Origin of the sequence: Streptomyces poriticola (genome assembly GCF_036689765.1) — a bacterium.
Classification (GTDB): Bacteria; Actinomycetota; Actinomycetes; order Streptomycetales; family Streptomycetaceae; genus Streptomyces; species Streptomyces poriticola.
In genome coordinates this window covers 24,045-49,542 of sequence record NZ_JBAGKH010000007.1, presented here as the reverse complement: position 1 = coordinate 49,542, position 25,498 = coordinate 24,045, and the positions used below count along the sequence as shown (strand labels likewise).

18 protein-coding genes and 1 pseudogene are annotated in these 25,498 nt (G+C 73.2%); 9 read left to right on the top strand and 10 right to left on the bottom strand.

Annotated features, from left to right (window positions below; genetic code table 11):
* The first annotated feature begins 13 nt into the window (after positions 1-13).
* Both thpD and V5O46_RS13475 read left to right on the top strand, forming a co-directional pair.
* Positions 14-907 carry an ectoine hydroxylase gene (thpD, locus tag V5O46_RS13480; RefSeq protein WP_332884805.1) on the top strand — a complete coding sequence of 298 codons (894 nt, stop codon included), beginning with the start codon at positions 14-16 and terminating at the stop codon, positions 905-907.
* A gap of 404 nt (positions 908-1,311) precedes the next feature.
* Positions 1,312-2,532 carry an MFS transporter gene (locus V5O46_RS13475; protein ID WP_332884804.1) on the top strand — a complete coding sequence of 407 codons (1,221 nt, stop codon included), beginning with the start codon at positions 1,312-1,314 and terminating at the stop codon, positions 2,530-2,532.
* Positions 2,533-2,538: 6 nt separating this feature from the next.
* On the opposite strand, the pseudogene V5O46_RS13470 reads toward V5O46_RS13475, so the two are convergent.
* The 6 genes and pseudogenes from V5O46_RS13470 to V5O46_RS13445 form a co-directional block, all read right to left on the bottom strand.
* Positions 2,539-2,697 (bottom strand): annotated as a pseudogene (locus V5O46_RS13470) (transposase family protein); the annotation flags it as partial.
* A 100-nt stretch (positions 2,698-2,797) separates the two neighbouring features.
* Positions 2,798-3,235 carry a DoxX family protein gene (locus tag V5O46_RS13465; RefSeq protein WP_332884803.1) on the bottom strand — a complete coding sequence of 146 codons (438 nt, stop codon included), beginning with the start codon at positions 3,233-3,235 and terminating at the stop codon, positions 2,798-2,800.
* A 135-nt stretch (positions 3,236-3,370) separates the two neighbouring features.
* Positions 3,371-4,732: an FtsX-like permease family protein gene (locus V5O46_RS13460; protein ID WP_332884802.1), complete on the bottom strand. Its 1,362-nt coding sequence runs from the start codon at positions 4,730-4,732 to the stop codon at positions 3,371-3,373.
* Entirely contained in the window at positions 4,729-5,508 is a 780-nt protein-coding gene (locus V5O46_RS13455) for an ABC transporter ATP-binding protein (RefSeq protein ID WP_332884801.1), read from the bottom strand. The genes V5O46_RS13460 and V5O46_RS13455 overlap by 4 nt, the downstream gene beginning before the upstream one ends.
* Positions 5,509-5,519: 11 nt before the next feature.
* Complete coding sequence (locus tag V5O46_RS13450; RefSeq protein ID WP_332884800.1) at positions 5,520-6,053, bottom strand: PadR family transcriptional regulator; 534 nt, start codon at positions 6,051-6,053, stop codon at positions 5,520-5,522.
* A gap of 96 nt (positions 6,054-6,149) precedes the next feature.
* On the bottom strand, positions 6,150-9,215 hold the full coding sequence (locus V5O46_RS13445; RefSeq protein ID WP_332884799.1) for a beta-N-acetylglucosaminidase domain-containing protein: 3,066 nt from the start codon (positions 9,213-9,215) through the stop codon (positions 6,150-6,152).
* A 268-nt stretch (positions 9,216-9,483) separates the two neighbouring features.
* On the opposite strand from V5O46_RS13445, the gene V5O46_RS13440 reads away from it, so the two are divergent.
* The 5 genes from V5O46_RS13440 (at position 9,484) to V5O46_RS13420 (ending at position 14,724) form a co-directional block, all read left to right on the top strand.
* Positions 9,484-9,768: a hypothetical protein gene (locus V5O46_RS13440; protein ID WP_332884798.1), complete on the top strand. Its 285-nt coding sequence runs from the start codon at positions 9,484-9,486 to the stop codon at positions 9,766-9,768.
* A gap of 21 nt (positions 9,769-9,789) precedes the next feature.
* A complete protein-coding gene (malQ, locus tag V5O46_RS13435) occupies positions 9,790-12,018 on the top strand; it encodes a 4-alpha-glucanotransferase (protein WP_332884797.1) in 2,229 nt (742 codons plus the stop codon).
* Between the two features lie 66 nt (positions 12,019-12,084).
* Positions 12,085-12,372: a hypothetical protein gene (locus V5O46_RS13430; protein WP_332884796.1), complete on the top strand. Its 288-nt coding sequence runs from the start codon at positions 12,085-12,087 to the stop codon at positions 12,370-12,372.
* Between the two features lie 444 nt (positions 12,373-12,816).
* Entirely contained in the window at positions 12,817-13,656 is an 840-nt protein-coding gene (locus tag V5O46_RS13425) for a DMT family transporter (protein WP_408648987.1), read from the top strand.
* 168 nt (positions 13,657-13,824) lie between these two features.
* Positions 13,825-14,724, top strand: a complete 900-nt coding sequence (locus V5O46_RS13420) for a LysR family transcriptional regulator (RefSeq protein ID WP_332884794.1) — start codon at positions 13,825-13,827, stop codon at positions 14,722-14,724.
* A 649-nt stretch (positions 14,725-15,373) separates the two neighbouring features.
* Here V5O46_RS13420 and pepN read toward each other — a convergent pair.
* From pepN to V5O46_RS13405, 3 genes are all read right to left on the bottom strand, one after another.
* A complete protein-coding gene (gene pepN / locus V5O46_RS13415) occupies positions 15,374-17,968 on the bottom strand; it encodes an aminopeptidase N (protein WP_332884793.1) in 2,595 nt (864 codons plus the stop codon).
* Between the two features lie 396 nt (positions 17,969-18,364).
* Complete coding sequence (locus tag V5O46_RS13410) at positions 18,365-18,814, bottom strand: hypothetical protein (RefSeq protein WP_332884792.1); 450 nt, start codon at positions 18,812-18,814, stop codon at positions 18,365-18,367.
* Positions 18,815-18,980: 166 nt separating this feature from the next.
* The gene (locus tag V5O46_RS13405; protein WP_332884791.1) at positions 18,981-19,997 is read right to left on the bottom strand and encodes an aspartate-semialdehyde dehydrogenase; all 1,017 of its coding nucleotides are present in this window, start codon (positions 19,995-19,997) and stop codon (positions 18,981-18,983) included.
* Between the two features lie 369 nt (positions 19,998-20,366).
* On the opposite strand from V5O46_RS13405, the gene V5O46_RS13400 reads away from it, so the two are divergent.
* Together V5O46_RS13400 and V5O46_RS13395 are read left to right on the top strand one after the other, a co-directional pair.
* Positions 20,367-20,903 (top strand): sigma-70 family RNA polymerase sigma factor, encoded by a 537-nt coding sequence (locus tag V5O46_RS13400; RefSeq protein ID WP_332884790.1) that lies wholly within the window; start codon positions 20,367-20,369, stop codon positions 20,901-20,903.
* Position 20,904: 1 nt separating this feature from the next.
* Complete coding sequence (locus V5O46_RS13395; protein WP_332884789.1) at positions 20,905-21,975, top strand: hypothetical protein; 1,071 nt, start codon at positions 20,905-20,907, stop codon at positions 21,973-21,975.
* 105 nt (positions 21,976-22,080) lie between these two features.
* Here V5O46_RS13395 and V5O46_RS13390 read toward each other — a convergent pair whose 3' ends face one another.
* Positions 22,081-25,401 (bottom strand): S8 family serine peptidase, encoded by a 3,321-nt coding sequence (locus V5O46_RS13390; protein ID WP_332884788.1) that lies wholly within the window; start codon positions 25,399-25,401, stop codon positions 22,081-22,083.
* Between the last annotated feature and the right edge of the window lie 97 nt (positions 25,402-25,498).

Sequence of the window (25,498 nt, the reverse complement as noted above, 5' to 3'; positions counted from 1 at the left end):
AGGAGATCGACACATGAGCACCACTGTGCGCCCCGACCTGTATCCGACTCGAATCCTCGGTGAGCCCGTCCCCCGGCCGCGGACCGATCCGACGGTGTGGGGAGAGGCTCAGGGCCCGCTCAGCAGCGAGCAGTTGAATCAGTACGAGTCCAGTGGCTACCTGGTCCTCGACGACCTGCTGTCCGTGCAGGAGGTGGAGATCTTCCTTGCCGAACTGCAGCGACTTGGCGAGGATCCGGTGCTGTGCGCGAGTGAGCGCGTGATTCTGGAGCCGGATTCTGATCAGGTGCGGTCCGTTTTCGAGGTCGAGAAGGTCAGCGAACTCTTTGCCGAACTGCTTCGGTCCCCCCGGCTCACCGACATCGCTCGACAGGTTCTCGACTCGGATGTGTACATCCACCAGAGCCGGGTCAACTACAAGCCCGGCTTCGGCGGTGCTCCGTTCCACTGGCACTCTGATTTCGAAACCTGGCATTCCGAGGACGGCATGCCCCGGCCGCGTGCGTTCAGTGTTTCGATTTCGCTGACCGAGAATCACCCGTTCAACGGGCCGCTCATGGTCATTCCGGGTACCCACAAGTCGTTCATTCCCACGGTGGGGGAGACGCCGCAGGACTACCACAAGGAGTCGCTCCGTGTGGCCAGTCCCTCTGTCGGCTCCCCGGACCGGCGGCACCTGAGGCGAATGGCCGAGGAGCATGGGATCGAGCAGATCACCGGTCCTGCCGGATCCGCAGTGATGTTCGACTCGAACCTGCTTCACGGTTCCAACGGGAACCTCTCGCCCTTCGCGCGTTCCAACATCTTCATTGTGTACAACAGCGTGGAGAACACACTGGAGGCCCCGTTCTCCGCACCCAAGCCGCGTCCGCAGCACCTCAGCAACCGCGAGTTTCCGTCCACTTGAGCGACGTGGTCGGCGGCGACGGACCGTCAGCGCCGGCTTCTCCGATGTGACGCGCGGCGACATCGACGACTCCGCGGGTGGGTCAGGACCTGCTCGTCCTGACCCACCCGCGGCGTGTGCCCGGCCCAGCTCGCCGCCGGCTCCGAGACCGCACGCGAAGGCCGTTCTCGTCCTTCACCTCGGAGAACGAGCAGGACCACCCGGCCGGTTGCTCCTGAAGTAGAGCCATGGTAGAACCTTCTCAGGTGGTTCGAACCGTCTTAGGTGGTTCTTTCTTCACTCATCACAGATCGCCTACCAAGACGAGGTCTGCCATGTCCGGAAGCACCCTTTCGCCAGTGCGGCCCACTGTGTCCAAGAGGGTTCTTTTTCCACTTCTCTTAGTTCCCATGTTCCTCGGCGGTGTGGACTCCACGCTGTTCAACTCGATCGCCTATGACCTGCCCGTACTGACCGATTCTTGGCGTCTGTGGTTCATCGACGGATACACGATCGCCCTCGCCTCATGTGTTGTCCTCGGGTCCCGCCTGGGTGCGCGGATGGGCCCCGGCGTGACATTGGCGATCGGGCTTTTCGTGTTCGCGGTCGCGGGTGCTGCTCCGGCGCTACTGGATTCACCGACGTCATGGACGGCGACTCGGTTCGTGCAGGGCTTCGGGTACGCGCTGATCGTTTCCAGCGTTGCCTCGGTCATCGGCGGGCTGCCGAACACCGCGGAGCGCACGCTGGGTTACTCCCTGTGGATCACCACGTACAGCATCGGAGCCGGCGCGGGACCACTGCTCGGCCGGGCGATCGTTGATATCGGCGCATACAATCTGCTGTTCTGGTTGCCGGCTGCGATCGCTCTGTTCTGCGGCTGGCTTGCGGCGCTGCTGCTGCGCGACATCGATCTGGGGCAGGCCGCGTCCACGAAGATCGACGTCGCTTCCTCACTCCTGGCTTTCCTTGGCTTCGGGCTCTTCGTGGCAGGTCTGCAAAGTCATGGCGAGGCACTTGGGCGCGTGCTGGCGACCCTCGCCGGTTGCGGCATCCTGGCAGTGTTCTGCCTGCGTCAACTCCGCTCCCGGGACCCGCTCATCGATGTGCGAATGCTGCCCTTCTCCCGGCTGGGTGCCTGTTCGCTGGCGCTCGTCTCCGGTTCGGCGTGCTACACCGGATCGGTCTTCCTTTTCAGCTCGGAGGCCGACTCCCTGCTGTCCATTCTGCCGGTTTCTGTTCTGGCATTGTGGGTGTCGCTCGGAGGGTTCGCCTTCCATAAACTGCAGGCCCGGTTCTCTCCCGTGCACATGTTGCAGGTCAGCTTGGCCACGTGCGCTCTCGGTCTCGTCGTAGCCGCCTTTGTCGGCCTGTGGCCCGCCAGCTTCCTGATCGGCCTGGGAGTGGGGGTCTCCATGGCGTCCGGAGACGCGTACCTGCTCGGGAGCGTTCCATCCAGGGACGTCGCACGCGCCGCAGCCCTCCAGGAGACCAGCCTCGCAGTGGGTGCGGCTCTGGGAGTGGCCGGGTTCGGCGGCACTTTCGCCGCTACCGGTTCCGTCGGCGTAACGTCCGTCATGACAGCACTTCTCGTCGCCGTGGTCGTGTGGACTCTTCGCTACAACCGCGGTGTTCTCACGGCGTAGTCGGACCAGTCTCGCGATGCCTCGTTCGACCGGCGCCCGCGCCGCTGACAGGGCCCGGTTGGCCGTCTGCTGTGTCGTGGTGAGGTCCCGGCCGGGAAGCCGTCCGATCGGGGTGGTCACCCAAGCGCAGGCGCCGAGGTACGCGCGGTCGGCAGGAACGGGAACACGACGAGGAGCCTCGTGCGTTGTGCGACGCCACCTCCTCCCCCGGTCAGCAGCCGCTCTGAGAAGGCTCGATGTCTACGGGGCAACGTGGACCCGGAGCTCACCGCACCGTCAGGCCGCGCCGCGGGGCATCGGCCCCGCGCACCAGCCCCGACACCGACAGCGCGCCCGGGCCGAAGAAGACCAGCAGCAGGAAGCCCCAGCAGAACAGGGCCGGCGACAGGCCGCCGTTCTGGAGGGGGAAGAGGCCGTCCTGCTGGTGTTCGGTGAAGTAGGCGAAGGCCATGATGCCGGAGCTGAGGAACGCCGCGCTGCGGGTGGCGACGCCGAGGAGGACGAGGGCCCCGCAGACCAGCTCGATCACCCCGGCGTACCAGAACGGCCAGTCGCCCACCGGGCTGCTCTCCCGGTCCAGGACCCCGAAGACCGTGGCGGCGCCCTCGCTGGCGAACAGCAGACCGAGGACGATGCGGAACAGCCCGAGGACGAGGGGCTGGTGGTCCGTCAGTCGGTCGCTCAGGGGCGGCGCGGATCTCATGGGCGGGTACTCCTCGAATCGGTCGCGGCGGCGTTGCGGGAGAGGGAGCAGGACGATCGGGCGACAGCCCTGCTCCACGCTCCCTAACGTGCGCGCGGCGCGGCCCGTTCAAGGGAGCGGCCGTGTGTTTCGCCCCTACGCGTACCGCAGTTCCCCCGGACCCACCGACCGCCCCAGCAGCGGCAGGGCCGTTGCCGCGGACAGGAGACAGAGGGCGTAGACGGCCGGGGGGACCAGGAAGGCCGTGAGCGGGAGGGAGCCGGTGCTGCCGAGGCTGGCGTACCAGGTGCCGATCGCCGTGCCGCCCGCGCCGGCCAGGAGGAGGGCGGGGGCGAGTGGGAGGGCCGTCTCCAGGAGCAGGGCACGGCGCAGGACCGTGCGCGGCACGCCCGCGGCGACCTGCGCGGCCAGGGCGCGGCGGCGGGTGGACAGGGACTCCGCGGTGCCGACCGCGAGGCCGGAGAGGGTGATCGCGAGCGCGACGAGGACCGCGGCTCCGGTGAGGTCCAGGCCGGTGGTGTAGAAGTCCGTGTCCGCCGCGAACGGCGGGTCGGCCCGCAGCCGGACGAGCATCGCGTGGCGGATGCACAGGAACGCCGTGCCCGCGGCGGTCACCAGCAGCACCGCCGCATGGGTGCGGGACGCCGCCCACGGGTCGTCGCGCAGCCGTTCCGCCGCGATCAGCGTCGCCGGGCGTCCGGTGCGCGCCGCCAGCAGCCGCCCGGTGAGCCAGGAGACGGCCCCGGCCAGCCACACCGCACCCGCGCCGACGGCCAGGACCAGGCCGAACACGGTCAGCGGGCCCTCCGCCCGGTCCCGGTTGCCGGAACCGGCGGCCGTACTGGTCACCGCCGGCACCGCCGCCACCGCCAGCACCAGCAGCCCGGCCAGGAACAGCCGCCCCGGCCCGCGACCCGTCGCCGGCCGCACCCGGCGCACCCGGCCCAGCGGGGACGCCACCACCCGGCGCAGGGCGAGGGCACCCGCCAGCGCGCCGAGCGCCGGGACCAGCACGGCCACCAGGGTGATGCCCGTCCAGGTCAGCGCGGTCGGCCTGCTCCACAGCCGCAGCAGGAGCAGCACCGAGAAGACCGTCGTCACGGCCGACCCGGCCAGACAGGCCAGCCCCGTCTCCAGTGCCGCGATCCGCCGCACCTGCCACGGCGTCGCCCCGGCCAGCCGCAGTCCCGCGAGCCGCCGGTCGCGGTGGACGGCGCCGATCCGGGCGCACTGGCCGAGGAAGCCCAGTACCGGGACCAGCAACAGCAGCAGGCCGGTGATCACCCCCGCCCGGGTACCGGGCTCGTCCAGCAGGCCGTGGGCGAGCGACACCGACCAGCGGCCGCGCACCGAGGCGAGCGTCACCGCCGCCAGCGCGAAGCCCGTCGCGAGACCCGCGCCCGCCGCGGTGAGCGCGATCCGCCACCACTCCCGCCGGTCCGAGCCGCGCACCAGCTGCCAGGCCAGCCGGGCGTCCGACCGCAGCCCCGCGCTCATGCCGTCACCTCCTGCGCCGCCACGATCCCGTCCCGCAGCCGCACCTCACGGTCGGCGTACGCCGCCACCTGGGCGTCGTGCGTGACCAGCAGCACCGCCGTGTCCGACTCGCGGGCCGTGTGCGCCAGCGCCGTCATCACCTGCTCGCTCGCCAGCGAGTCCAGCGCACCGGTCGGCTCGTCCGCGAACACCGCCTTCGGGCCGGTGACCAGGGCCCGGGCCAGCGCCGCCCGCTGCGCCTGACCCCCGCTCATCTCGCCCGGCCGCAGCTCCTGCTGCCCGCGCACCCCGAACCGCTCCAGCCACTGCCCGGCCCGCTCCCGCGCCTCGGCCCGCCCGGTGCCCGCCAGCATCAGCGGCAGCGCCACGTTGTCCAGCGCGGTCAGCTCCGGGATCAGCTGACCGAACTGGAACACCACGCCGAAGTCGGTGCGGCGCAGCTCGCTCAGCCGCTTCTCCGGCAGTGCGTCCAGCCGCTCCCCGTCGTAGGTCACCGCCCCCGCGTCCGGCCGGACCATCCCGGCCAGGCAGTGCAGCAGCGTCGACTTGCCACTGCCGCTCGCGCCGGTCAGGGCGAGGATCTCGCCGCGGTGCAGTTCGACGGAGGCGCCGCGCAGGGCCTCCGACCGGCCGTACGTCTTCACCAGGCCGCGGCCCGCGAGCAGCGGCCGGCCCGGCACGCGTCCCGTCGGGTCCGTGGTGTTCGTGGTGTTCGTGTCCGCGTCGCTCATGTCCGCGTCGTTCGCGTTCCCGTTGCTCACGTCCTCGTTGCTCATGTCCCCGTTTCTCATGCTGCTTCGACCTCCGCGGTCAGGGTGGTGAGCCGGGCCGCCGTCGTGGTCATCCAACGGAGGTCGGCGTCCAGGTGGTTGAGTGCGTAGTCGGCCGAGAGCACGGTGGCCGGGTCCGCCCCGGGGGCCGTCTTGACCGCGGTCAGCTCCCTCATCCGCTCCATGTGGGCCGAGCGCTGGGCGTGCAGGTAGGCGGCGGGATCGCCGCCGGACAGGATCGAGACGACGACCTTGGCGAAGAGCTCGTTCGCCACGAACGGCGCGGGTGGTGCGATCTCCGCGGCCCACCGCGCCATTTCGCACCCCCCTTCCTCCGTCGCGCGGTACGTCGTCCGCTCCGGGCCGCCGTCGGCCTCCGTGCCCTCGATCTCCGCCAGGCCGTCCCGGACCAGGCGTTGCAGGGTCGTGTAGACCTGCCCGTAGGCCAGCGGACGGGCCTGCGGGAAGCGTTCGTCGTGGCGTCGCTTGAGGTCGTAGCCATGGCTGGGCCCCGAGGCGAGCAGCCCCAGCAGGATGTGACGGGTGCTCATGGCCCCATTATGCACTCAGGATATGTACTGAGTGCATAGTCGGGCGAGGGGAGGCGCGAGGAGCCGGCGGCACAGGCACCCCGCCCGGATCCTCGCTCACTCCGCGACCGCGTAGGCCTCCACCGACCACAGCGAGTACCCGAACCGCGTCGCCCGCTTCTCGCCCTGCACGCGTACGAACTTCACGTCCCGCGCGTCCATCCGGACCGACTCCCGGCCGCCCCGGCCGTCCCGCACGGACGCCGCCGTGCGCCAGCGGCGGCCGTCCTCCGACACCTGGATCCGGTACGCCGACGCATACGCCTCCTGCCAGCGCAGCACGACCTGCCCCAACCGCACCGGCCGCGCCAGCTCCACCTGCCACCAGGCGCCGTCCTCCGCCGGGGACGACCAGCGCGTCTCCGCGTCGCCGTCGCTCGCCGCCGACGCCGGGAAGTCGGGCGTCTCGTCGGCCGATGAGGTCGCGGTTCCGCCGCGGGCCAGGTCCGGCCCCGCGGTGCGCGGGAAGGCGCGGACCGTCAGCGCGCGCGTCGCGTCCCCGAACGACAGCCGTACGTCGTACGACCGCGCCGGTGTCCCCGGTGCCACCCTCACCTCGACCGGTACGTCCACCTCCTGGCCGCGCGGCAGGGTCAACGGGTCCTCGGGCACCCGCACGTCCACGCCCTCGGGAGCCTCGGCGGTGAGCCTGCCCCGCACGTCCTCCGGGCGCTGGGAGCCCAGCCGGACCGTCAGCCGTTCGCTGCCGCCGATCTCGGTGTCCGTCTCGGTGCGGGCCGGCTCCAGCGAGGCGCCCGCCGCGTCCGCGAACCACGGCACCACATGCCGCAGCCGGCCCGGGTCGGTGCCGGTGACCCGGACGGCGTCCGCCCGGGCCCCGGCGGCGCCCGGCGCCACCTCCGTCGCCCCGCTCGCGTCCAGCGCCCCGGTCCGGCGCCAGCCCTCGCCGGGCACATGCACCTCGACCTCGCCGCGCGTCCCGGGTTCGGCGAGCACCGTCACCGCGGACAGCGCACGCGCGCGCGGGAAGCGGACCGTGCGGCCGTCCTCCGCCTCGCCCGCGCTCGCCGCCGGCTCCCGGTCCAGTCCCGCCCAGGCCGCGTACGCCTTCTGCGCCCGCTGCAGAAACGGGTCCAGCACACCCTTGCCGACCGTCACCCGCGCCGACGCCAGCCGCTCCCGCTGCGCGCCCAGGCTCCGGTACGCCGTCCAGGCCGCGGCCGCGTCACCCGCGCGCTGGGCCCGCAGCATCTCCAGCGCGGTCCGGCCGGCGTCGCCGTACCCGGCCAACTGCCGCGACCACGGGGCGACCTCGGCGCCGAGTGCGCCGGACGCACCGGGCGCACTGGACGCACCGGGCGCACTGGACGCACCGGGCGCACCGGACGCACCGGACGTCAGTCGTCCCGGCAGCTCGCGCAGCACGGCGAACTCCTCGGCCAGCCGCTGCTCCGCCGTGCCGGCGCCCGCGCCGGCCTCCCGATCACCGGAGGCCCGTCCGTCGGGCCCCTGCCCGTCAGCCGTCCGCCCGTCAGCCGTCCGCCCGTCGGAGGTCTGTCCTGCGTGCTCCCGCCAGAACGCCTTCAGCAGCGGTCGCAGATACGCCGACTCCTCGGCGCCCAGCACCGACGACGCGTCGTTGCCGGCCAGCGCCGTGAGCGCCTCCTCGCGGCGCCGGTCCCCGTCCGCGAGGGCGTCGATCGCGGCCCGCCAGGACTCCTGCGGCCGGTAGGCGCGCGGGTTCCAGGCGTAGTCGGCCGAGGTGAACAGCGGGATCCGGGACGCCTCCGGCTGCTCCATCGCGTTGGCGAGCAGCGCGGCGGAGCCGGTGGCCACGGCGGGTTCGCGGCCCTGGTAGGGGCCGAGAAAGAGCCGGCCGGGCGCGTAGTCGTTGACCGGGTAGTTGTCCACGGTCACCAGAGGGTGCCCGAAGACCTTCCGAGCCTCGGCGAACTCCCGCCCGGTGATGGTCCGCGGCACCACGCCCACCCCGGTCCAGGCCACCTGCACGGATCCGTCCAGCGCCGTGGCCAGCGCCCGCCGGTAGTCGGTCGCGCCGTCCTGGTAGTACTCGGTCGGCATCACCGTCACGTCGGCGGCCTCCGGGTAGCGCTCGGCGAGGTGCCGGGCCACCGCGTTCGCCACCCGCGCCTGCGCCCGCGCCGCCGCCCCGGGACCCGACCCGAACCGCTCGGCGTCCGCCGCGCAGTGCCACTCGCTGTAGCTGACGTCCTGGAACTGCAGCTGGAACGCCCGGAAGCCCAGCGCCCGCATCGCGTCCAGCTTCCGCGTCAGAGCCCGTACGTCGTCGTCCGAGGAGAAACACATCGCCTGCCCCGGCGCCACCGCCCAGGCGAGCGTGACGTGGTTGCGCCGGGCCCGCTCGGCCAGCTCGCGGAACCGGGCCCGCTGGTCCGCCGGATAGGGCTCGCGCCAGCGCGCCTGCCGGTGGAGGTCGTCGCCCGGCGCGTACAGATAGCGGTTCTGTTTGGTGCGGCCCAGGAAGTCCAGCTGCTCAAGCCGCTGCCGGTGGGTCCAGGGGGTGCCGTAGAACCCCTCGGCGATGCCGCGGACAGCGGTGCCCGGCCAGTCCCGTACGGTCACGGCCGGGATGGTGCGGTCGGCGCGGATCAGCTGGCGCAGCGTCTGCACCGCGTGGAACAGCCCGTCCTGGCCCGCGCCGGTCAGCGTGATCGTGGTGACCGTGTCGCGTTCGACGGTCAGCCGGTAGCCGCCGGAGGGCAGGCCCTGCCGGGTGTCACCCAGGGGGCGCTCGGTGTCCATGCGCACCACCAGCGCCCCGGCGGGCGCCCCTTCGCCCGCCGCCGGGGTGGTGATCCGGCCGACGCCCGCCCCGCCGAGCAGCGCGCGCAGCGCCTCGACGGCGTACGGATCGGCTCCCGCGCCGAGGAACAGCGCGGCCTCCTCCGGAACCGGAACCGGGGCGCCGTCCACCCGCAGGGACTGCGGACGCGGCCAGACCGCGACCTCCGCCTCCGCCGACTCACCCGTCTCGGCCGCCGTCTCCGTCGTCCCGGTGGTGCCCGGCGACGGCGGTACGGACGGCGCCGACGGAGCCGCCGCGGCCGGTGCGCCGCCCAGTGCACCCGCCAGCATGGCCAGAGCGAGGGCCGCCGCCCCCTTCCTGCGCCGTGACTGCACGGCCCCCTCCTGATCGCTCGACTTCCGGCATCCCGTCCCGGCGGTCAAGTCCGGGTAACAGAGTCATCACAGAGAGGTCGAGCCCACCACTCGTCCACCGAACGTGTCAACGACGGTGCCTCCAGTGACGGAATTGCCCTGATCCGCCGAGCCGATACCGGGGAAGAATGTGAGCAGGAGCACGTTGTCCGCTCGGTTACGTCTGCCCTCGCGTCCGCTGGGTAGGGCTGCAACGGACCGCAGAAGCCGTGCTCGACAAGGAGACCCCGTGACTGCAACGGCATATCGTCCGCTTCCGGCTCCGTCCAAACCCGTGGCGGAGCCGTCCGCCGACACCGACAGTATCGACATGTGCGCGTTCAGCGCCGAGAGCACCTGCGCCGAGGCGCCGCTCACCAGCGAGCCGCCGCTGCCCGACGCCGAGCCCCTCACCAGCGAGTCGCCGTTCGCCGACGCGATGCCGCTGACCAGCGAGTCCTCGCCCGAACTCACGGCGGTCGTGCCGGAGCAGGGCGCCCCCTCCTTCGAGGTCCCGGAACCCACCAGGCCCTAGACGACTGCTGCGAGGTCGTAGATGACCGCTGCCCGGCCGGCCGAGCCCCTTGGCGAGGATCTGTCCCGGCTCGCCGCACTGCACGGCGTCGCCACCTCCTACAGTCCCTCCCCGGACCGCACCGTGGCGGCCTCGGCCACCGCGGTCACCCTCGCTCTGGCTGCCCTCGGCGTCGACGCCGGCAGCCCGCGGGCCGTGCGCGCCGCGCTCACCGCGCGCGAAGCGGAACTACGCGCCCGCCTGCTGCCGCCCACCGTGGTCCGCTGGAGCGGGGGCGGCGCCCCGGCCCCTTGGGCCGCACTGCCTGACGGCACCCGGCTGCGCATCGACACCGAACAGGGCGACACCTGGCGGGGCGAGATCGCGCAGGGCGAGATCGTGCGGGGTGAGGTCGCCCCTGACGACACCGCGCCGGACCGGACCGCGCGGGGCGGCACGGCGACGCGCGAGGTCGCGCAGGGCGCCACCCGCGCCGTCCGCCCTGGCGGCCCCGGCGACCTCCCGCCCGGCGTGCACCGGCTCACCGCCACCGCACCCGACGGCCGCACCGCCCACTGCCACCTCGTCGTCGCCCCGCCCCGGCTGCCCGGCCCGCCCGGACGCTCGTACGGGCTGCTCGTCCAGCTCTACTCGCTCCTCTCCCGCCGCTCCTGGGGCATGGGCGACCTCGGCGACCTCGCCGAGCTGACCGCCTGGGCCGGGCGCACTCTCGGCGCCGGGTTCGTCCAGGTCAACCCGCTGCACGCAGCCGTACCCGGCGCCCCCACCGACCCCTCGCCGTACCGGCCCTCCTCCCGCCGGTTCCCCGACCCCGTCCATCTGCGGATCGAGGACGTCCCCGAGTTCGCCTACCTCGACGAGCCCGGCCGCGACCGCGTGCGCACCCTGCTGGAGCGGGCCGGGCGGCTGCGCGGTGCGGTACTGGAGAAGGGCGCCCTCATCGACCGGGACGCGGTGTGGGAGCTGAAGCGCGAGGCGCTGGAAGTGCTCCACGCGGTGCCGCTCGGCCCCGGCCGCCGAGCCGCCTACTGCGACTACCTCGCCGAGCAGGGCCGGGCCCTGGAGGACCACGCCACCTGGTGCGCGCTCGCCGAGGCGCACGGCTCCGACCGGCACCAGTGGCCGGACGGACTGCAGGATCCGCGCTCGCGCGCGACCGACCGGGCCCGCGCCCGGCTCATGGACCGGGTCGACTTCCACTGCTGGCTGGCCTGGCTGACCGAGTCCCAGCTCAGCGCGGCCCAGTACACCGCCCGCACGTCCGGCATGCCGATCGGCGTCGTGCACGACCTCGCCGTAGGCGTGCACCCCGGTGGCGCCGACGCCTGGGCGCAGCGCGACCACTTCGCCGCCGGCATGTCGGTGGGCGCCCCGCCGGACGCCTTCAACGCCCGCGGCCAGGACTGGGGGCTGCCGCCCTGGCGCCCCGACCGGCTCGCCGAGTCCGGCTACGCCCCCTTCCGCGACCTGCTGCGCACCCTGTTCCGCTACGCCGGTGCGCTGCGCATCGACCATGTGATGGGCCTGTTCCGGCTCTGGTGGGTCCCGCAGGGCCACCCGCCCACCGGGGGCACCTACGTCCGGTACGACGCCGAGGCCATGCTCGCGATCCTGGTCCTGGAGGCCTCCCGCGCCGGGGCCGTGGTGATCGGCGAGGACCTCGGCACCGTCGAGCCAGGGGTGCGCGACGCACTGCGCGAGCGCGGAGTGCTCGGCACCTCGGTGCTGTGGTTCGAGCGGGACTGGGAGGGCGACGGGCGCCCGCTCCCCCCGGACCGCTGGCGCGCCGACTGCCTGGCCACCGCCACCACCCACGACCTGCCGCCCACCGCCGCCCGCCTCACCGGCGGCCACGTCGACCTCCGCGACGGCCTCGGACTGCTCGCCCGCCCGGTCGAGGCGGAGCGGGCGGAGGCCGCCGCGGACACGGGGGAGTGGCTCGCCCTGCTCGCCCGGCTCGGCCTGCTGCGCGGCACCGGCGGCGGGGCCGACACCGCCGCCGAGGAGGCCGGGATCCGGGCCCTCCACCGCTATCTGCTGGCCACCCCCGCCCGCCTGGTCGGCATCTGGCTGCCCGACGCGGTCGGCGACCGCCGCCCGCAGAACCTCCCCGGCACCTGGGACCAGTACCCGAACTGGCGACTGCCGATCGCCGACGCCGAGGACCGCCCGGTCACGCTGGAGGAACTGGCCGCCTCACCACGGCTGCGCGCGCTGCTGGACGCGGTACGCGCGGACGCCGGCCGCTGAGCACCCGAGCGCTCGTACGGCACCCCGGACGCGCGCCCCCCGCGGGCGTTCGCTACCTTGTGGACCGTGGACAAGAAGAACGCCCTGCGCGCCGGCACCCTGGCGGCCGGTACGACGCTGATGATGCTGCTCATGTCGTCCCCCGCGCTCGCGCTGACCCGCGACGACGGTGACGACCCCGGCACCGGCCTGAGCGTCATCGAGACGCTGGGTCTGTTCGTGTTCGCCCCGATCGTGCTGTTCCTGGTCATCGCGGGCATCACCATGGTCCTCGACCGCTCCAAGCCGGAGCACCGGGTGACCACCCGCCCCACCGGGAGCAAGGCTCCGGTCAAGGCCGACGCGAAGGTCTGACCGGACGCCAGCCTTCCGGCTCCGGGAGTCCCGCACTTCACCGAGGGCGCCGACCCCGCCGCACGTACGCGCATCCGCCGTACGTGGGCGAGGCCGGCGCCCTCGGTGTTGTTCCCGGCAGGTCAGACTGTTCAGGTCAACTGAACAAACAGCTCGAAAAGATTCGATGGACGTGACAGGTGCCCCGCTGCGACGGTGGATCCACGGCGATCACCGACCCGCGAAAGGACCTCTGTGCCCGCAGTCCACGACCGGCCCACCACCCCCGCAGCCACCCCCGAGGCCCCACCCGCAACGAACCCCGGGACCTCTCCCGCAGCCACTCCGGGGACCGCTTCGGCGGCCACCCCGGGGACCCCTCCCGCGACCAGCGCCGCGGCCGGTTCCGACGTGCCACCCGCCCGGAGGGCGGGGGCTCCTCGGCGGCCCGTCGCCCTCGGTCTCGTGCTCGCCGCCCTCGCCACCCTCGTCTGGTCCGGCAGCTTCGTCACCTCCCGCGCCCTCGGCGACAGCGTGCCGCCCGTCCAGCACGCGTTCTGGCGCTGGGTGATCGCGCTGGCCGCCGTCGCCCCGTTCGGCGCCCGGCAGGCCTGGCGGCAACGGGCCCTGATCCGCCGTCACCCCGGCTTCGTGCTCCTCGCCTCCCTGCTCGGCGTGGCCGCCTACAACACCCTCGTCAACCAGGCCGGGGTCACGACGTCCGCCGCCAACATGGGCGTGATCATGGCCGCCGCGCCGGTGCTGATGGCGCTGTACGAACGGGCGAACGGCACCCGGCTCGGAGTGCGCCGGACCGCGGGGCTGGTCACCGCCTGCGCCGGAGTGCTGCTGCTGGTCGGCGGCGGGGCGGCGGTCACGCCCGGCGACCTGTGGATGATCGCCGCCGCCTGCTGCTTCGCCGGCTACAGCGCGCTGCTGCGCCGCCGGCCGGCCGGACTGGGCGGCGCCGCCTTCCTGTTCACGACCTTTCTGCTCGGCACGGTCATGCTGCTGCCCGCGCAGGGCGTCAGCCTCGCGGTCGAAGGCGGCTTCACCCCGGCCCCCGGCACCGTGCTGCCCCTCCTCTATGTCGGCATCGCCTCGTCCGCCCTGGCCTTCTTCGCCTGGAACCGGGCGATCGCCCTGATCGGTGCGGCCCGCGCGGGCATCGTCTACTACCTCCAGCCCGTCTGTGTCGCCCTGCTGTCCTGGGCGCTGCTCGCCGAGCCGGCGGGCTGGGCACAGGCCGGCTGCACAGCCCTGATCCTGGGCGGCGTCGTCCTCGGCGCGGGGGCGCGCGGGTGACGGCCGGGCCACGCGGCTGAGCGCTCCGCCGGAAGTGCCGCGCCGGAAGCGCCGCGCTGTGCCGTTGCTCGTCCGCGGCGCCGTCGTGGCTGGTCGCGCAGTTCCCCGCGCCCTTCAGGGCGCTGCCGAACCGCAGCGGACTTCGCCCGACCTGCTTGGATTGCCGCCATGGCCGCCGAGTGGGACATCCGGAAACTGCAGATCCTGCGGACGCTGCGGGAGCGCGGCACGGTGACCGCGACAGCCGAGGCGCTGCGGATGACGCCGTCGGCGGTCTCCCAGCAGCTGTCCAACCTCTCCAGACAGCTCGGCGTGGAGCTGCTCCAGGCGCAGGGCCGCCGGGTCCGCCTGACGGACGCGGCCCGGCTGGTGCTGCGGCACGCCGAAGCCGTCTTCGAGCAACTGGAGCGGGCGGACGCCGAGTTGGCCGCGTACGTGCACGGCGAGGCCGGTGAGGTCCGGGTCGGCGCCTTCTCCACCGCCGTACCCGCGCTGGTCGTGCCGGCCGTGACGGCGCTGCGGGCCGGCCATCCGGCGGTGTCGGTGCGGGTGCGGGAGGCGGAGGCGCAGGAGGCGTACGAGCTGCTGGCGGCCGGTGAGGTGGATCTCGCCCTGTCGCTGGCCGCCCAGGCGCCGACCGCGGCCGACCCGCGCTTCACCCGGGTACCGCTGCTCGCCGACCCGCTGGACGTCGCCCTGCCCCGCGGCCACCCGCTGGCATCCGCGGAGGGGCTGCGGCTGGCCGATCTCGCCGCCGAGCCGTGGATCTTCGGCGGGAGCGGGCCCTGGTCCGACATCACGCGCGCGGCATGCGAGGCGGCCGGGTTCCGCCCGCACCAGGGACATGCGGCGGCCGGCTGGACTGCGATCCTGGCGATGGTCGAGGCCGGTATGGGCGTCGCCCTCGTCCCCCGGATGGCGGCGGCACGCCGCGACGGCGTGACGATGCGCGAACTCGCCGCCGACCGCCCGGTGCGGCACGTGGTGGCAGCGGTACGCAAGGGCGCCGGGGACGGCCCGGCGGTGGGCCGGGTACTGGACGCCCTGCGCACGGCGGCGGATGCGTAGACCCCACGAACAGCGGACGCGCAGGCCCCGCCGACAGGAAGCTCGCCGCGGACGAGAACCCCGCGGACAGGAGAGCCCCGTAGAGAGGGGAGCCCGCGGAGAGAGAGGGGGGAAGCCCGTTGACAGGGGAGCCCGCCGTGGAGTGAGGGGCAGAGGGGGAGCCCCGTGGACAGGGCAGCCCGCCGCTGAGAGGGGCCCGCGGAGAGGGGGAGCCTCGTGGACAAGAGGGCCCGCGGAGAGAGGGAGCCCCGTGCACAGGGGAACCCGCCCGCTGAGAGCGGGCCCGCGGAGCGGGGGAGCCCAGCGGACAGGAGAGCCTGCGGCGAGAGGAGCCGCCCGGGACAGGAGAGCCTGCGGAGAGAGGAGCCGCCCGGGACAGGAGAGCCTGCGGAGAGAGGGGCCGCCCGGGACAGGCACCCCCCCCGGGACAGGCACCCCCCCGGGACAGGCGCCCCCGGGACAGGCGACTCCCGGGACAAGCGGCCCGAGGGACAGGCACCCCCGGGACAAGCGGCCCGAGGGAACGGGGGTGCCCCACGCGGACGCAGGAGCAGCCCCTCCCCGCGGACGAGGGAACGCCCCCCGGCGGACCGGGGAGCCGGGCCGGGGCACCCGGCGCCACACGGCACCGGGCGCCCCGCGGAAGCGGCTACGCAGCCGCCGCGTCCGCGGCCTGCGCCCGCAGCGCCCGCTCCACGCCCGACCGGGACTCGGAGACGAGGCGGCGCAGCGCCGCGCTCGGCTCGGCGTCCGCCAGCCAGGCGTCCGTCCGGTCCAGCGTCGCCTGCGCCACCTGCACCGACGGGTACAGACCCACCGCGATCTGCTGGGCGATCTCGTGCGACCGGGACTCCCAGACGCCCTTGAGCACCTCGAAGTACCGCTGCGTGTACGGCGCCAGCAGCTCCCGCTGGTCGGTCTGGACGAAGCCGGAGATCACCGCCTCCTGCACCGCGTTGGGCAGCTTGTCGGACTCCACGACCGACGCCCAGGCCTCCGCCTTGGCCTCCTCGGTCGGCCGCGCCGCCCGGGCCGTGGCGGCGTGCCGCTCACCCGCGGCCGTCTTGTCCCGCTCGTACTCGCCGGCGATCTCCGCCTCGTCGAACCGGCCCACCGCTGCGAGCCGCTGCACCAACGCCCAGCGCAGCTCGGTGTCCACGGCCAGGCCCTCGATCTCCTGGGAACCGTCCAGCAGCCCCTCCAGCAGGTCCAGCTGCTCCGGCGTCCGGGCCGTCGCCGCGAAGGCCCTCGCCCACGCCAGCTGGTGGTCGCCGCCCGGTGCGGCGGCGCGCAGGTGGGCCAGCGTCGCCTCGGTCCAGCGGGTGAGCAGCGCCTCGCGGGCGGACGGGGCGGCGTACAGGTCGATGGCGAGCTTGACCTGACGCTGCAGCGACTGGACGACTCCGATGTCCGACTCCTTGCCGATGCCGGACAGCACCAGCGAGAGGTAGTCGCGGGCGGGCAGCTCCGCGTCCCGGGTCATGTCCCAGGCGGACGCCCAGCACAGGGCCCGCGGCAGGGACTGCTCGAAGTCGCCGAGGTGCTCGGTGACGAACGCCAGGGACTGCTCGTCGAGGCGGACCTTGGCGTAGGAGAGGTCGTCGTCGTTGAGCAGGACCACCGCCGGGCGGGGCTTGCCGACCAGCTGCGGCACGTCCGTCAGCTCGCCGTCGACGTCCAGCTCGATGCGCTCGCCGCGCACCAGCCTGCCGTCCGCGTCGAGGTCGTAGCAGCCGATGGCGACGCGGTGGGGCCGCAGGGTGGGCTCACCCTTGGCACCGGCGGGGAGCGCCGGGGCCTCCTGGCGGACGGCGAAGGAGGCGATGTTCCCGTCGGAGTCCGTGTCGACGACCGGGCGCAGGACGTTGATGCCGGCCGTCTCCAGCCACGCCTTCGACCAGGTCTTCAGGTCCCGCCCGGAGGTCTCCTCCAGCGCGCCCAGCAGATCGGACAGCCGGGTGTTGCCGTACGCGTGCCGCTTGAAGTACGCCTGCACGCCGCGGAAGAACTCGTCCTCGCCGACGTAGGCGACGAGCTGCTTCAGCACGGAGGCGCCCTTGGCGTACGTGATGCCGTCGAAGTTGACGAGCACGTCGTCCAGGTCGCTGATGTCCGCCATGATCGGGTGGGTGGACGGCAGCTGGTCCTGGCGGTACGCCCACGTCTTCATGGAGTTGGCGAACGTCGTCCACGAGTGCGGCCAGCGCGAGCCCGGCGCCGCCGCCTGGCAGGCGATCGACGTGTACGTGGCGAACGACTCGTTCAGCCACAGGTCGTTCCACCACTCCATGGTGACCAGGTCGCCGAACCACATGTGGGCCAGCTCGTGCAGGATGGTCTCCGCGCGGACCTCGTACGCCGCGTCGGTCACCTTGGACCGGAAGACGTACTGGTCACGGATGGTGACCGCGCCCGCGTTCTCCATCGCGCCCGCGTTGAACTCCGGTACGAACAGCTGGTCGTACTTCGCGAACGGGTAGGCGTAGTCGAACTTCTCCTGGAACCACGCGAAGCCCTGCCGTGTCACCTCGAAGATCGCGTCGGAGTCCAGGTACTCGGCGAGGGAGGGCCGGCAGTAGATGCCGAGCGGCACGGACTGCCCGTCCTGCTCGTACACGCTGTGAACGGAGTGGTACGGGCCGACGATCAGCGCCGTGATGTACGTCGAGATCCGCGGCGTCGGCGCGAAGGCCCAGACGTTGTCCTTGGGCTCGGGCGTGGGCGAGTTGGAGATGACCGTCCAGCCCTCGGGCGCCTTCACGGTGAACTGGAAGGTCGCCTTCAGATCCGGCTGCTCGAAGCTCGCGAACACCCGGCGGGCGTCCGGCACCTCGAACTGCGTGTACAGGTACGCCTGGTCGTCGACCGGGTCGACGAACTTGTGCAGCCCCTCGCCGGTGTTGGTGTAGGCGCAGTCGGCGACGACCCGCAGGACGTTGCGGCCCGGCAGCAGCCCGGGCAGCGCGATCCGGGAGTCCGCGAACACGTCGCCGGGGTTCAGGGAGTCACCGTTGAGGGTGACCTCGTGGACGGTCGGAGCCACCAGGTCGATGAAGGACTCCGCGCCGCTCTCCCCCTCGCTCCCGCCTCCGTTCTCCGCCACGTCGAAGCGCACGGTGGTCACGGACCGGAAGGTGTCGCCCTCCTGCGCGCCGGAGAGATCGAGGTCGATCTCGTACGAGTCAACGGTGAGCAGCTTCGCCCGCTGCTGCGCCTCTTCGCGAGTCAGGTTTGTGCCAGGCACGCGGTCATCTCCTCGTTATGTGTGGGTTGCGCCATCCTTCCACGGCGGGCGGGGGGAAAGCGATGTCCGTCGCTGCCGCCTGGGACGCAGCAAACCGGGGAGCGTGCGGCCCCGGTGCCGTACGCACCGTTGCGCCGCCGGGCCGCGGCGACCTGCACCGATCCCGGGGCATACGCCGCTGCTCCACCGACGGTCGGATCCTCGGCGGACGCCTGGCGGAGCCGGCCTCGGCGGCGGTCCCGGGTGGCCTTCGACGACGCCCTCGCTGAAGCCTTCGACGGCCCGGACATGGTGGTCGTCCATGTCCGGGCCGTCGAGTACGGCGGCTTCCTGTACGAGGTACCCAGGCCCCGGTGACCGGGCCGTCTCCGCGCCGTCTGGCGGCGGTGCGCCGGGTCAGAGGCCGGCGCAGATGTCGCGGGCCTCGGCCAGCTTCTTCTGCACTTCCGCATCGACCTCGAAGACCTGGCGGTGGCGGTTGAAGGCCCGGGTGACGGCCTCGGCGAGCGGCTCGTAGGACGAGTCGCCCGCGGCGGCGGACTCGGACAGGCTGTAGGCGCCGGCGAATCGTCGCATCGCCTGGTCGCCCGCCGTGCCCTCCGTCGCGAGCTCCGACTCGTCCAGGCCGGCCAGGGCGCTGCATGCACCCCTGGCGTCGGCCTCGGTGCCGCCCTCGGGGGACGAGCCGCCGGACAGCGCCCACGCTGCCCCTACGCCCCCGCCGCCCACCAGCAGTCCGGCCAGCAGAGCGGTCACCAGCGGACCTCGGCCGCGGGCGGGCGCGGACGACGGAACCGGGGCCGCGGGCGGTGGGACGGGGGCCTGGGACGGCGGCTGCATCTGCATGGACACGACCATAGCGAGCACGCGACCGCCCGCCACGGCCGGTCGTGGGCCCCTTGTGGTCGGGAGGCCCTCATGGTCGCGTGGCCCTCACGGTTGCGTGGCCCTGGCGGTCGTGTGGCCCTCACGGTCGTGTGACCCTAGCGGCCTGGGGCCCTTTACGAGCCGCTCAGCCCTTCAGCTCCTCGGCCACCAGCTCCGCGATCTGCACCGCGTTCAGGGCCGCGCCCTTGCGGAGGTTGTCGCTGGAGAGGAACAGGGCCAGGCCGTTGTCGACGGTCTCGTCCTTGCGGATGCGGCCGACGTAGGAGGCGTCCTGGCCGGCGGCCTGCAGCGGGGTGGGCACGTCGGTGACGACCACGCCCGGGGCCCCGGACAGCAGCTCCTTGGCCCGCTCCACGCTGATCGGGCGGGCGAACCGGGCATTGACCTGCAGGGAGTGGCCGGTGAAGACGGGCACGCGCACACAGGTGCCGGAGACCTTCAGTTCGGGGATCTCCAGGATCTTGCGGGACTCGTGGCGGAGCTTCTGCTCCTCGTCGGTCTCGTCCAGACCGTCGTCGACGATCGAGCCGGCCATCGGCAGCACGTTGTACGCGATCGGCGCCACGTACTTCTCCGGCTGTGGGAAGGTCGCCGCCGCACCGTCATGGGTGAGCTTCGGCGCGTCCTCGCCGACCTTCCTGACCTGCTCGAACAGCTCGTCGACACCGGCGAGACCGGAGCCGGACACGGCCTGGTAGGTGGCGACCACCAGTGCCTCCAGACCCGCCTCGGCGTGCAGCGGGCGCAGCACCGGCATCGCGGCCATCGTGGTGCAGTTCGGGTTGGCGATGATGCCCTTGGGGCGGTCGGCGATCGCATGCGGGTTCACCTCGGAGACCACCAGCGGCACCTCCGGGTGCCGGCGCCAGGCCGAGGAGTTGTCGATCACGACCGGGCCCTGCGCGGCGACCTTCTCGGCCATCGCCTTCGAGGTCGCGCCGCCCGCGGAGAACAGCACGATGTCCAGCCCGGAGTAGTCGGCGGTCGCCGCGTCCTCCACCGTCACGCCGTCCAGGTCCCGGCCCGCGGAGCGGGCGGACGCGAACAGACGCAGCTCGTCGACCGGGAAGTTGCGCTCCGTGAGAATCCTGCGCATGACCGTGCCCACCTGACCGGTGGCTCCGACGATTCCGACCCTCACGACGACTCCCTTTCGTGACTTGCGTGTGCCCGCCCGGTGCGGCTCAGGCATTTCCATCATGCGGCCATCCCCGGTCCACCTGTCCAATTCTTTGCCGGGTGAGCCCGAGGACTGGGACGCGGCGGCCGGGGCGGCGGTTGCGGTCCCTGCGCCCGCCACCCCGCACGGCTGCAGGAAATCACCCGTACCGGGCCCCGCGCCGCAAGCTGTGCTGCCTCGGTCCCTGCCCCCGTCCGACCGGCCCACACGCGGTGTGACGTATGCCTCGATCCGGCCGGCGGACCCCGCGGCGGGCGTCGGCGGGCGTCGGCGAACGTTTCGGCGCCCTCCGGCGTCATAGGGGAGACGTGCCGAGGGGAGGGGTGGCTCGTGCTGCGCAGAAAGGCCCGCAGGGGCGGGGCGGAGACGGCGAAGGCGCCGGGGGATCCGCTGGACGCGGTCCAGGAGCGCCGGGTCCGGGCGGTGCTCGCCCTGGGCGGAGTACCGCAGGCGGACCTGCCGGACGGGGTACAGCAGGTCCGCCTGCGGTTGCTGGAGCGGGCCGCGACCGGGCGGGACGCACCGCGCGACGTCTCCGCGTGGGCCGCGGTCGTCGCCTCCAACCTGGCCATGGACTGGCACCGCGCCAAGCGCCGCCAGGAGCGGCTCGGCGAGCGCCTGGCCGCGCTGCGCCAGACCGAGCACCCCTCCGGCGAGGAGACCAGCGTGCTCTCCCTCGCCGTCGCCCAGGGCCTGGACGAGCTGCCCGCCGCCCAGCGGCAGGTCGTCGTCCTGCGCTTCTACGCCGACCTGCCGGTGCGCGGCATCGCCGAACAGCTCGGGGTCCCGGAGGGCACGGTCAAGAGCAGGCTGCACACGGCGGTACGGGCGCTGCGCACCCGGCTGCACGAGGACGAGGTGGTGTGACATGGCCGCCGAGCGGGAGCAGAACGCCCGTCACGAGCGGGACGCGCGTTGCGAGCAGGATGCCCGTCGTGAGCAGCATGACCGGCGTGAGCAGCATGACCGGCGTGAGCAGGACGGCGGTCCGGGCGGGGCGGTGCTTGAGGGGGCCGTGCCCGGTGGGGCGGATACGGACGCGCTGATGGCCGCGATCACCGGTGAGCCGGCGGCCACCGGGGCCGGTGCGGACGTCGCCGTGGCCGCCGAGCACCGGGCGGCGGCGGCCGACGTGGCGCTGCTGCGGGAGCAGCTGCAGCTGCTCGGGGACGCGCTGGCCGACCCCGTGGAACCTGTGTCCGCGCCCGCGCCCGGGCTCGTGTCCGCGCCCGTGTCCGGGCTCGTGCCCGAACCGGCGCACGGGACGGCAGCGGCACCGGCACGGGCCGTTCGCCCACGCCTCCGCACCGGGACCCGCAACCGCACTCGCACCCGCCCGTTCTCCGTCGCCCTCGGCGTCCTCGCCGTGGCCTGTGCCGGTGCCCTGGTCGCGGGCCTGGGCTGGCTGGCGGTGCAGGCAGGGACCGGGGGCGGCGAGGACACGGCGAGCAGCAGTGCGGAGAAGGGCGTCGCACCGGACGCGGGAGTATCCGGCGACACCGGCGACACCGGCGCGGGATCCGGCGACCCGGAGGACTCGGGCGGCTCCGGCGTCGCCTTCGGCAGTCCCCGCTATCTCGCGTGCGCCGCCGTGGTGGCCGAGGGCACGGTGACCGGCGCGGAGCCGGTGCGCGGTGCCTCCGGCGCCGGGGTGCACCGGATCACCCTCGAGATCACCCGCGGGTACAAGCCGGACCCGCCGGACCCCTCCGACCCCTCCGACCCCTCCGACCCGTCCGCCCCGGGCGGTGCGCGGCGCATCACGTTCCTGCTGGACGACACCACCGCCCGGCTCGGCACCGGCGACGCCGCCCTGGTGGGCATCCCGCAGGTCGGCGGCACCCCGGACACGGTGATCGTCGGCGAGCGCGCCATCGCCCCCGAGCGGGCCCGGATCCTCGCCGCACTGCCCGAGTCCCGCACCCTCACCTGCGACTGAGCGCCGCGGCCGGAGCGGGGGAAGGCGAAGGGCGGGCGCCCCGCACGGCTCGGAAGAGCCGGGAGAGCGCCCGCCCCGGTACTGCGGCCAGGTGCCGTGGAGCTGCTACGGCACGACCTTCTCGATCGCCACACTGCCGGTGCCCGCGACCGTGCCGCGCGCGTTGACCAGCTGGACCTGTCCGAAGAACGCGCGGCCCTCCGGCGCGGCGGCCCGCACGGTGACGCTCGCCGAGACCGTCGCGGACTCGCCCTTGTCCAGCTGCACGGGCGCCGACCCGTCCACCGTGACCGTGCCGAGGGAACCGGCGAAGTACACGTCCCGGTAGTCGTACGCCGTGCTGCCGGCCGGGACCCCGTAGCCGTAGACCTCGACCGTGTACGTGCCGGCGGCCGGCTCGGGCACGGACACGGACTCCTCGGAGTCGCCGTCGGCGGACTGCCCGACCACGTTGCCGTCCTGGTCGAAGACGGTCAGGTCGAGGTCGGCGGCGGTGTCCGAGACGCCTCCGATGGCGACGTCCAGGGACTCGGCGCCCTCCGGCACCACGACGGTGGTGGTCCGGGTCTCGCCCTGCCCGATCGACGGACGGTCCGACTTGGCCGAGCCCAGCGGACCGCCGGCCAGCTTGCCGTCGATCGCGCCGAACTCGTTGGTCACCGTCCAGGAGGCGTCGACCGGCGTGCCCACCTTCGCCTCCGGCACCGTCACGACCTCCGGCTCGAACGCGGCGCCGAGAACGGTGACATCGAGCTCGTACCGGTTGAACAGCAGCGGCGAGGTGCGCCGCGACTCGACCTCGATCTCCCACACGCCGGGCTGCGGGTCGGCGTAGGCGCGCACGTCGGGCCGGCAGCCGTTGCCGTCGAGGTAGTTGTTGTAGCAGTACGGCGTGGAGGTGGTGTCGACCGGAACGCCGTACGGATGGATGGAGATGAACCGGGTCTGGCTCTTGCCGAGCAGCCCGCCGATCGCCACCTCCAGCGTCTTCGCGCCCTCGGGGACGGTCACGAAGTACGACTCGGTGCTGTTGCGCTCCACCCAGTTGCGGACGGAGAAGCCGCGGTCCAGCGACGCGGACGCCACGACCGTGGTCAGCACCTGCTTGTCGACGCCCTCGGTGCGCGGGTCGTCGACCTCCAGGATCGCGCTCTTGATGCCCTCGGAACGCGGCTTGGCCTGCACCTTGACGGTCACCGGCTCGTTCAGCGGCAGCCGCACCTCGTCGGATCCGACGATCCGGAAGGTCCGGCCGGCGTTGTTCGCGAAGTGCAGCTGGTGCCGGATCGCCCGGTCCGCACCGGAGGTACGGGTGAGGGTGATCTCGTACGTCTTCTTCTGACCCGCTTTCAGGCCGCCCTCGCGGTCGTACAGACCGGTGCCGTACCCGGGCGTCTCCAGGTACTCCTCGATGGCGGTGTCCACCGGCGCCTTGACCGTGTACTCGTGCGCGGTGGCGCCCTTGCGGATCGCCTTCCAGGCGTCGGGCACGTTGATCAGGCCCGCGCCCTCCTCGTACGCCTGCACGCCCCGGATGTGGTCGGCGGTGGAGGTCAGCGCCGTGCGCAGGGTCGCCGGGGTGAGGTCCATGCCCTTCTGCTTCGCCGCCGACAGCAGCAGCGCGGCGGCACCGGCGGCCTGCGGGGACGCCATCGAGGTGCCCTGCAGCATGCCGTAGCCTGCGGGCAGGTCGTAGCCCGCCTCGGGGACCGCGGCGCCGGGCGCCCAGGTCTGGATGGTGTTGATCGCGGCGCCGGGCGCCACCAGCGTCGGGGTGAACCCGCCGTCCTCACGCGGACCGCGCGAGGAGAACGGCATCATCTGGTTCTTCTTCCACACCACGGAGCCGTAGTTGGCGGCCCAGGTCTCGCGGGAGACGGACGCGCCGACCGAGATCACCTTGTCGGCCAGCGACGGGTCGCCGATGGTGTTGGCGCCCGGGCCCGAGTTGCCCGCGGAGATCACCAGCTGCACGCCGTAGGTGTCGATGAGCCGCGTGTACAGCTCGGCGCGCGCGTTGTTGCCGTCGTTGAGCGCGGGGAGGCCGCCGATCGACATGTTGACGATGTCGACGCCGCGGTTGACGACCAGGTCGATCATGCCCTCGGTGAGCGCGACGTTGGTGCAGCCGCCGCTCCAGGTGCAGGCGCGGGAGGAGACGATCTTCGCGCCGGGCGCAGCACCGTCCATCCGCCCGCCGAACAGGCCGTTGGCGGCGGTGATACCGGCGACGTGCGAGCCGTGCGAGCCCTCGATGACACCGATGTTGACGAAGTCGGCCTGGTCGCCCGCGCCGTTGTACACGACGTCCTTGCGGATCTCGACGACGAACGGCTGCCGCTCGGCCACGTCGGTGGCCGGGTCGTCGGTGCCGAAGTAGCCGATCTGGAAGCCGTCCTTGTACGGCTTCATCGGCGTGTCGTCGGTGAAGTCGTTGTTGTCGTTGAGGTCGACGCGGACCGTGCCGGCCGCCGCGTCGTACAGCACGCCCCAGACGTCGGTGGTGTCGCCGTCCCGGTTGGCGTCGCCGCCCGCGTCGCCGCCGACGGTGTACGACTCCCGGAACGCGTTGATCCGGTAGGAGCCCTCGGGTGCCGTCCAGGACTCGCCGCCGTAGGTGAACGTGGGCCCGGAGACGGAGGTGAGCATCGGCCGCCAGGTACGGTCGCCGTCGACGACCGGGTCGGTGGCGGTAACCCAGTCGACGATCTTCCGCTCGCCGGTGGTGGTCTTCTGCAGCGCCGGGTGCGCGAGGTCGACGCCGGAGTCGAGGATGCCGATGGTGATCCCGCGGCCGTCGGCCTTCGGGTTCTTCCGGACGAAGTCGACGGCGCCCGTCTCGTGGGACGGGTTGTACGGGTTCTCGGCGGGGGTGTGCCGGCCCGGCCCGCCGTACCGGCCCTTGGCACCGGCCTTCGGCGCGCCCTCGGCGGTGTCCGCGGCGGGCGTCGGGTCGTCCAGCGGGATCTCCTCGCGCAGGTCGATGCCGTGCACCGAGGAGAGCTTGGCGGCGGCGGCGATGGCCGCGTCCGCGCGCTCGGTGGGGACGGTGGCCCGGACGTACCCGAGCTTGTCGTGGGTCAGGCCCACGGCGCCGCCCGGAACCGCGTCCAGTTCCTTGGCCACCTGCTCGGTGTCACCCGGCTTCGTCGCGACCATCATCGTGACGCTCTTCTCGCCGCCGGCCTTGGCCTCGGCGAGCAGTTCGGCATCGTCCGGACCGAGCTTGTCGTGCGCCGACTTGGCCTTGTCGTCGGCCGGTGCGGTGTTGGCGGCCGGCGTACCGCCGGCGGCGGGACCGTCGGCGGCGAAAACCACGGGAACCGGCCCGGCCGCGGCCAGCGCGGCGACGAGCCCCGCGGCCACGGCTATGCGGGCCGCGCGTCTCGCGCCCGGTATCGGTTCGCTCTGGGGGGTGGGGTTCATCGACATCCCTTGTACGTAGGGAACGAATGAGGACGACCGGGGCCGACCGGCCCTGGCCGCGGAAGTCCGGAATGCGATCCCGGACGACCGCTCAGCC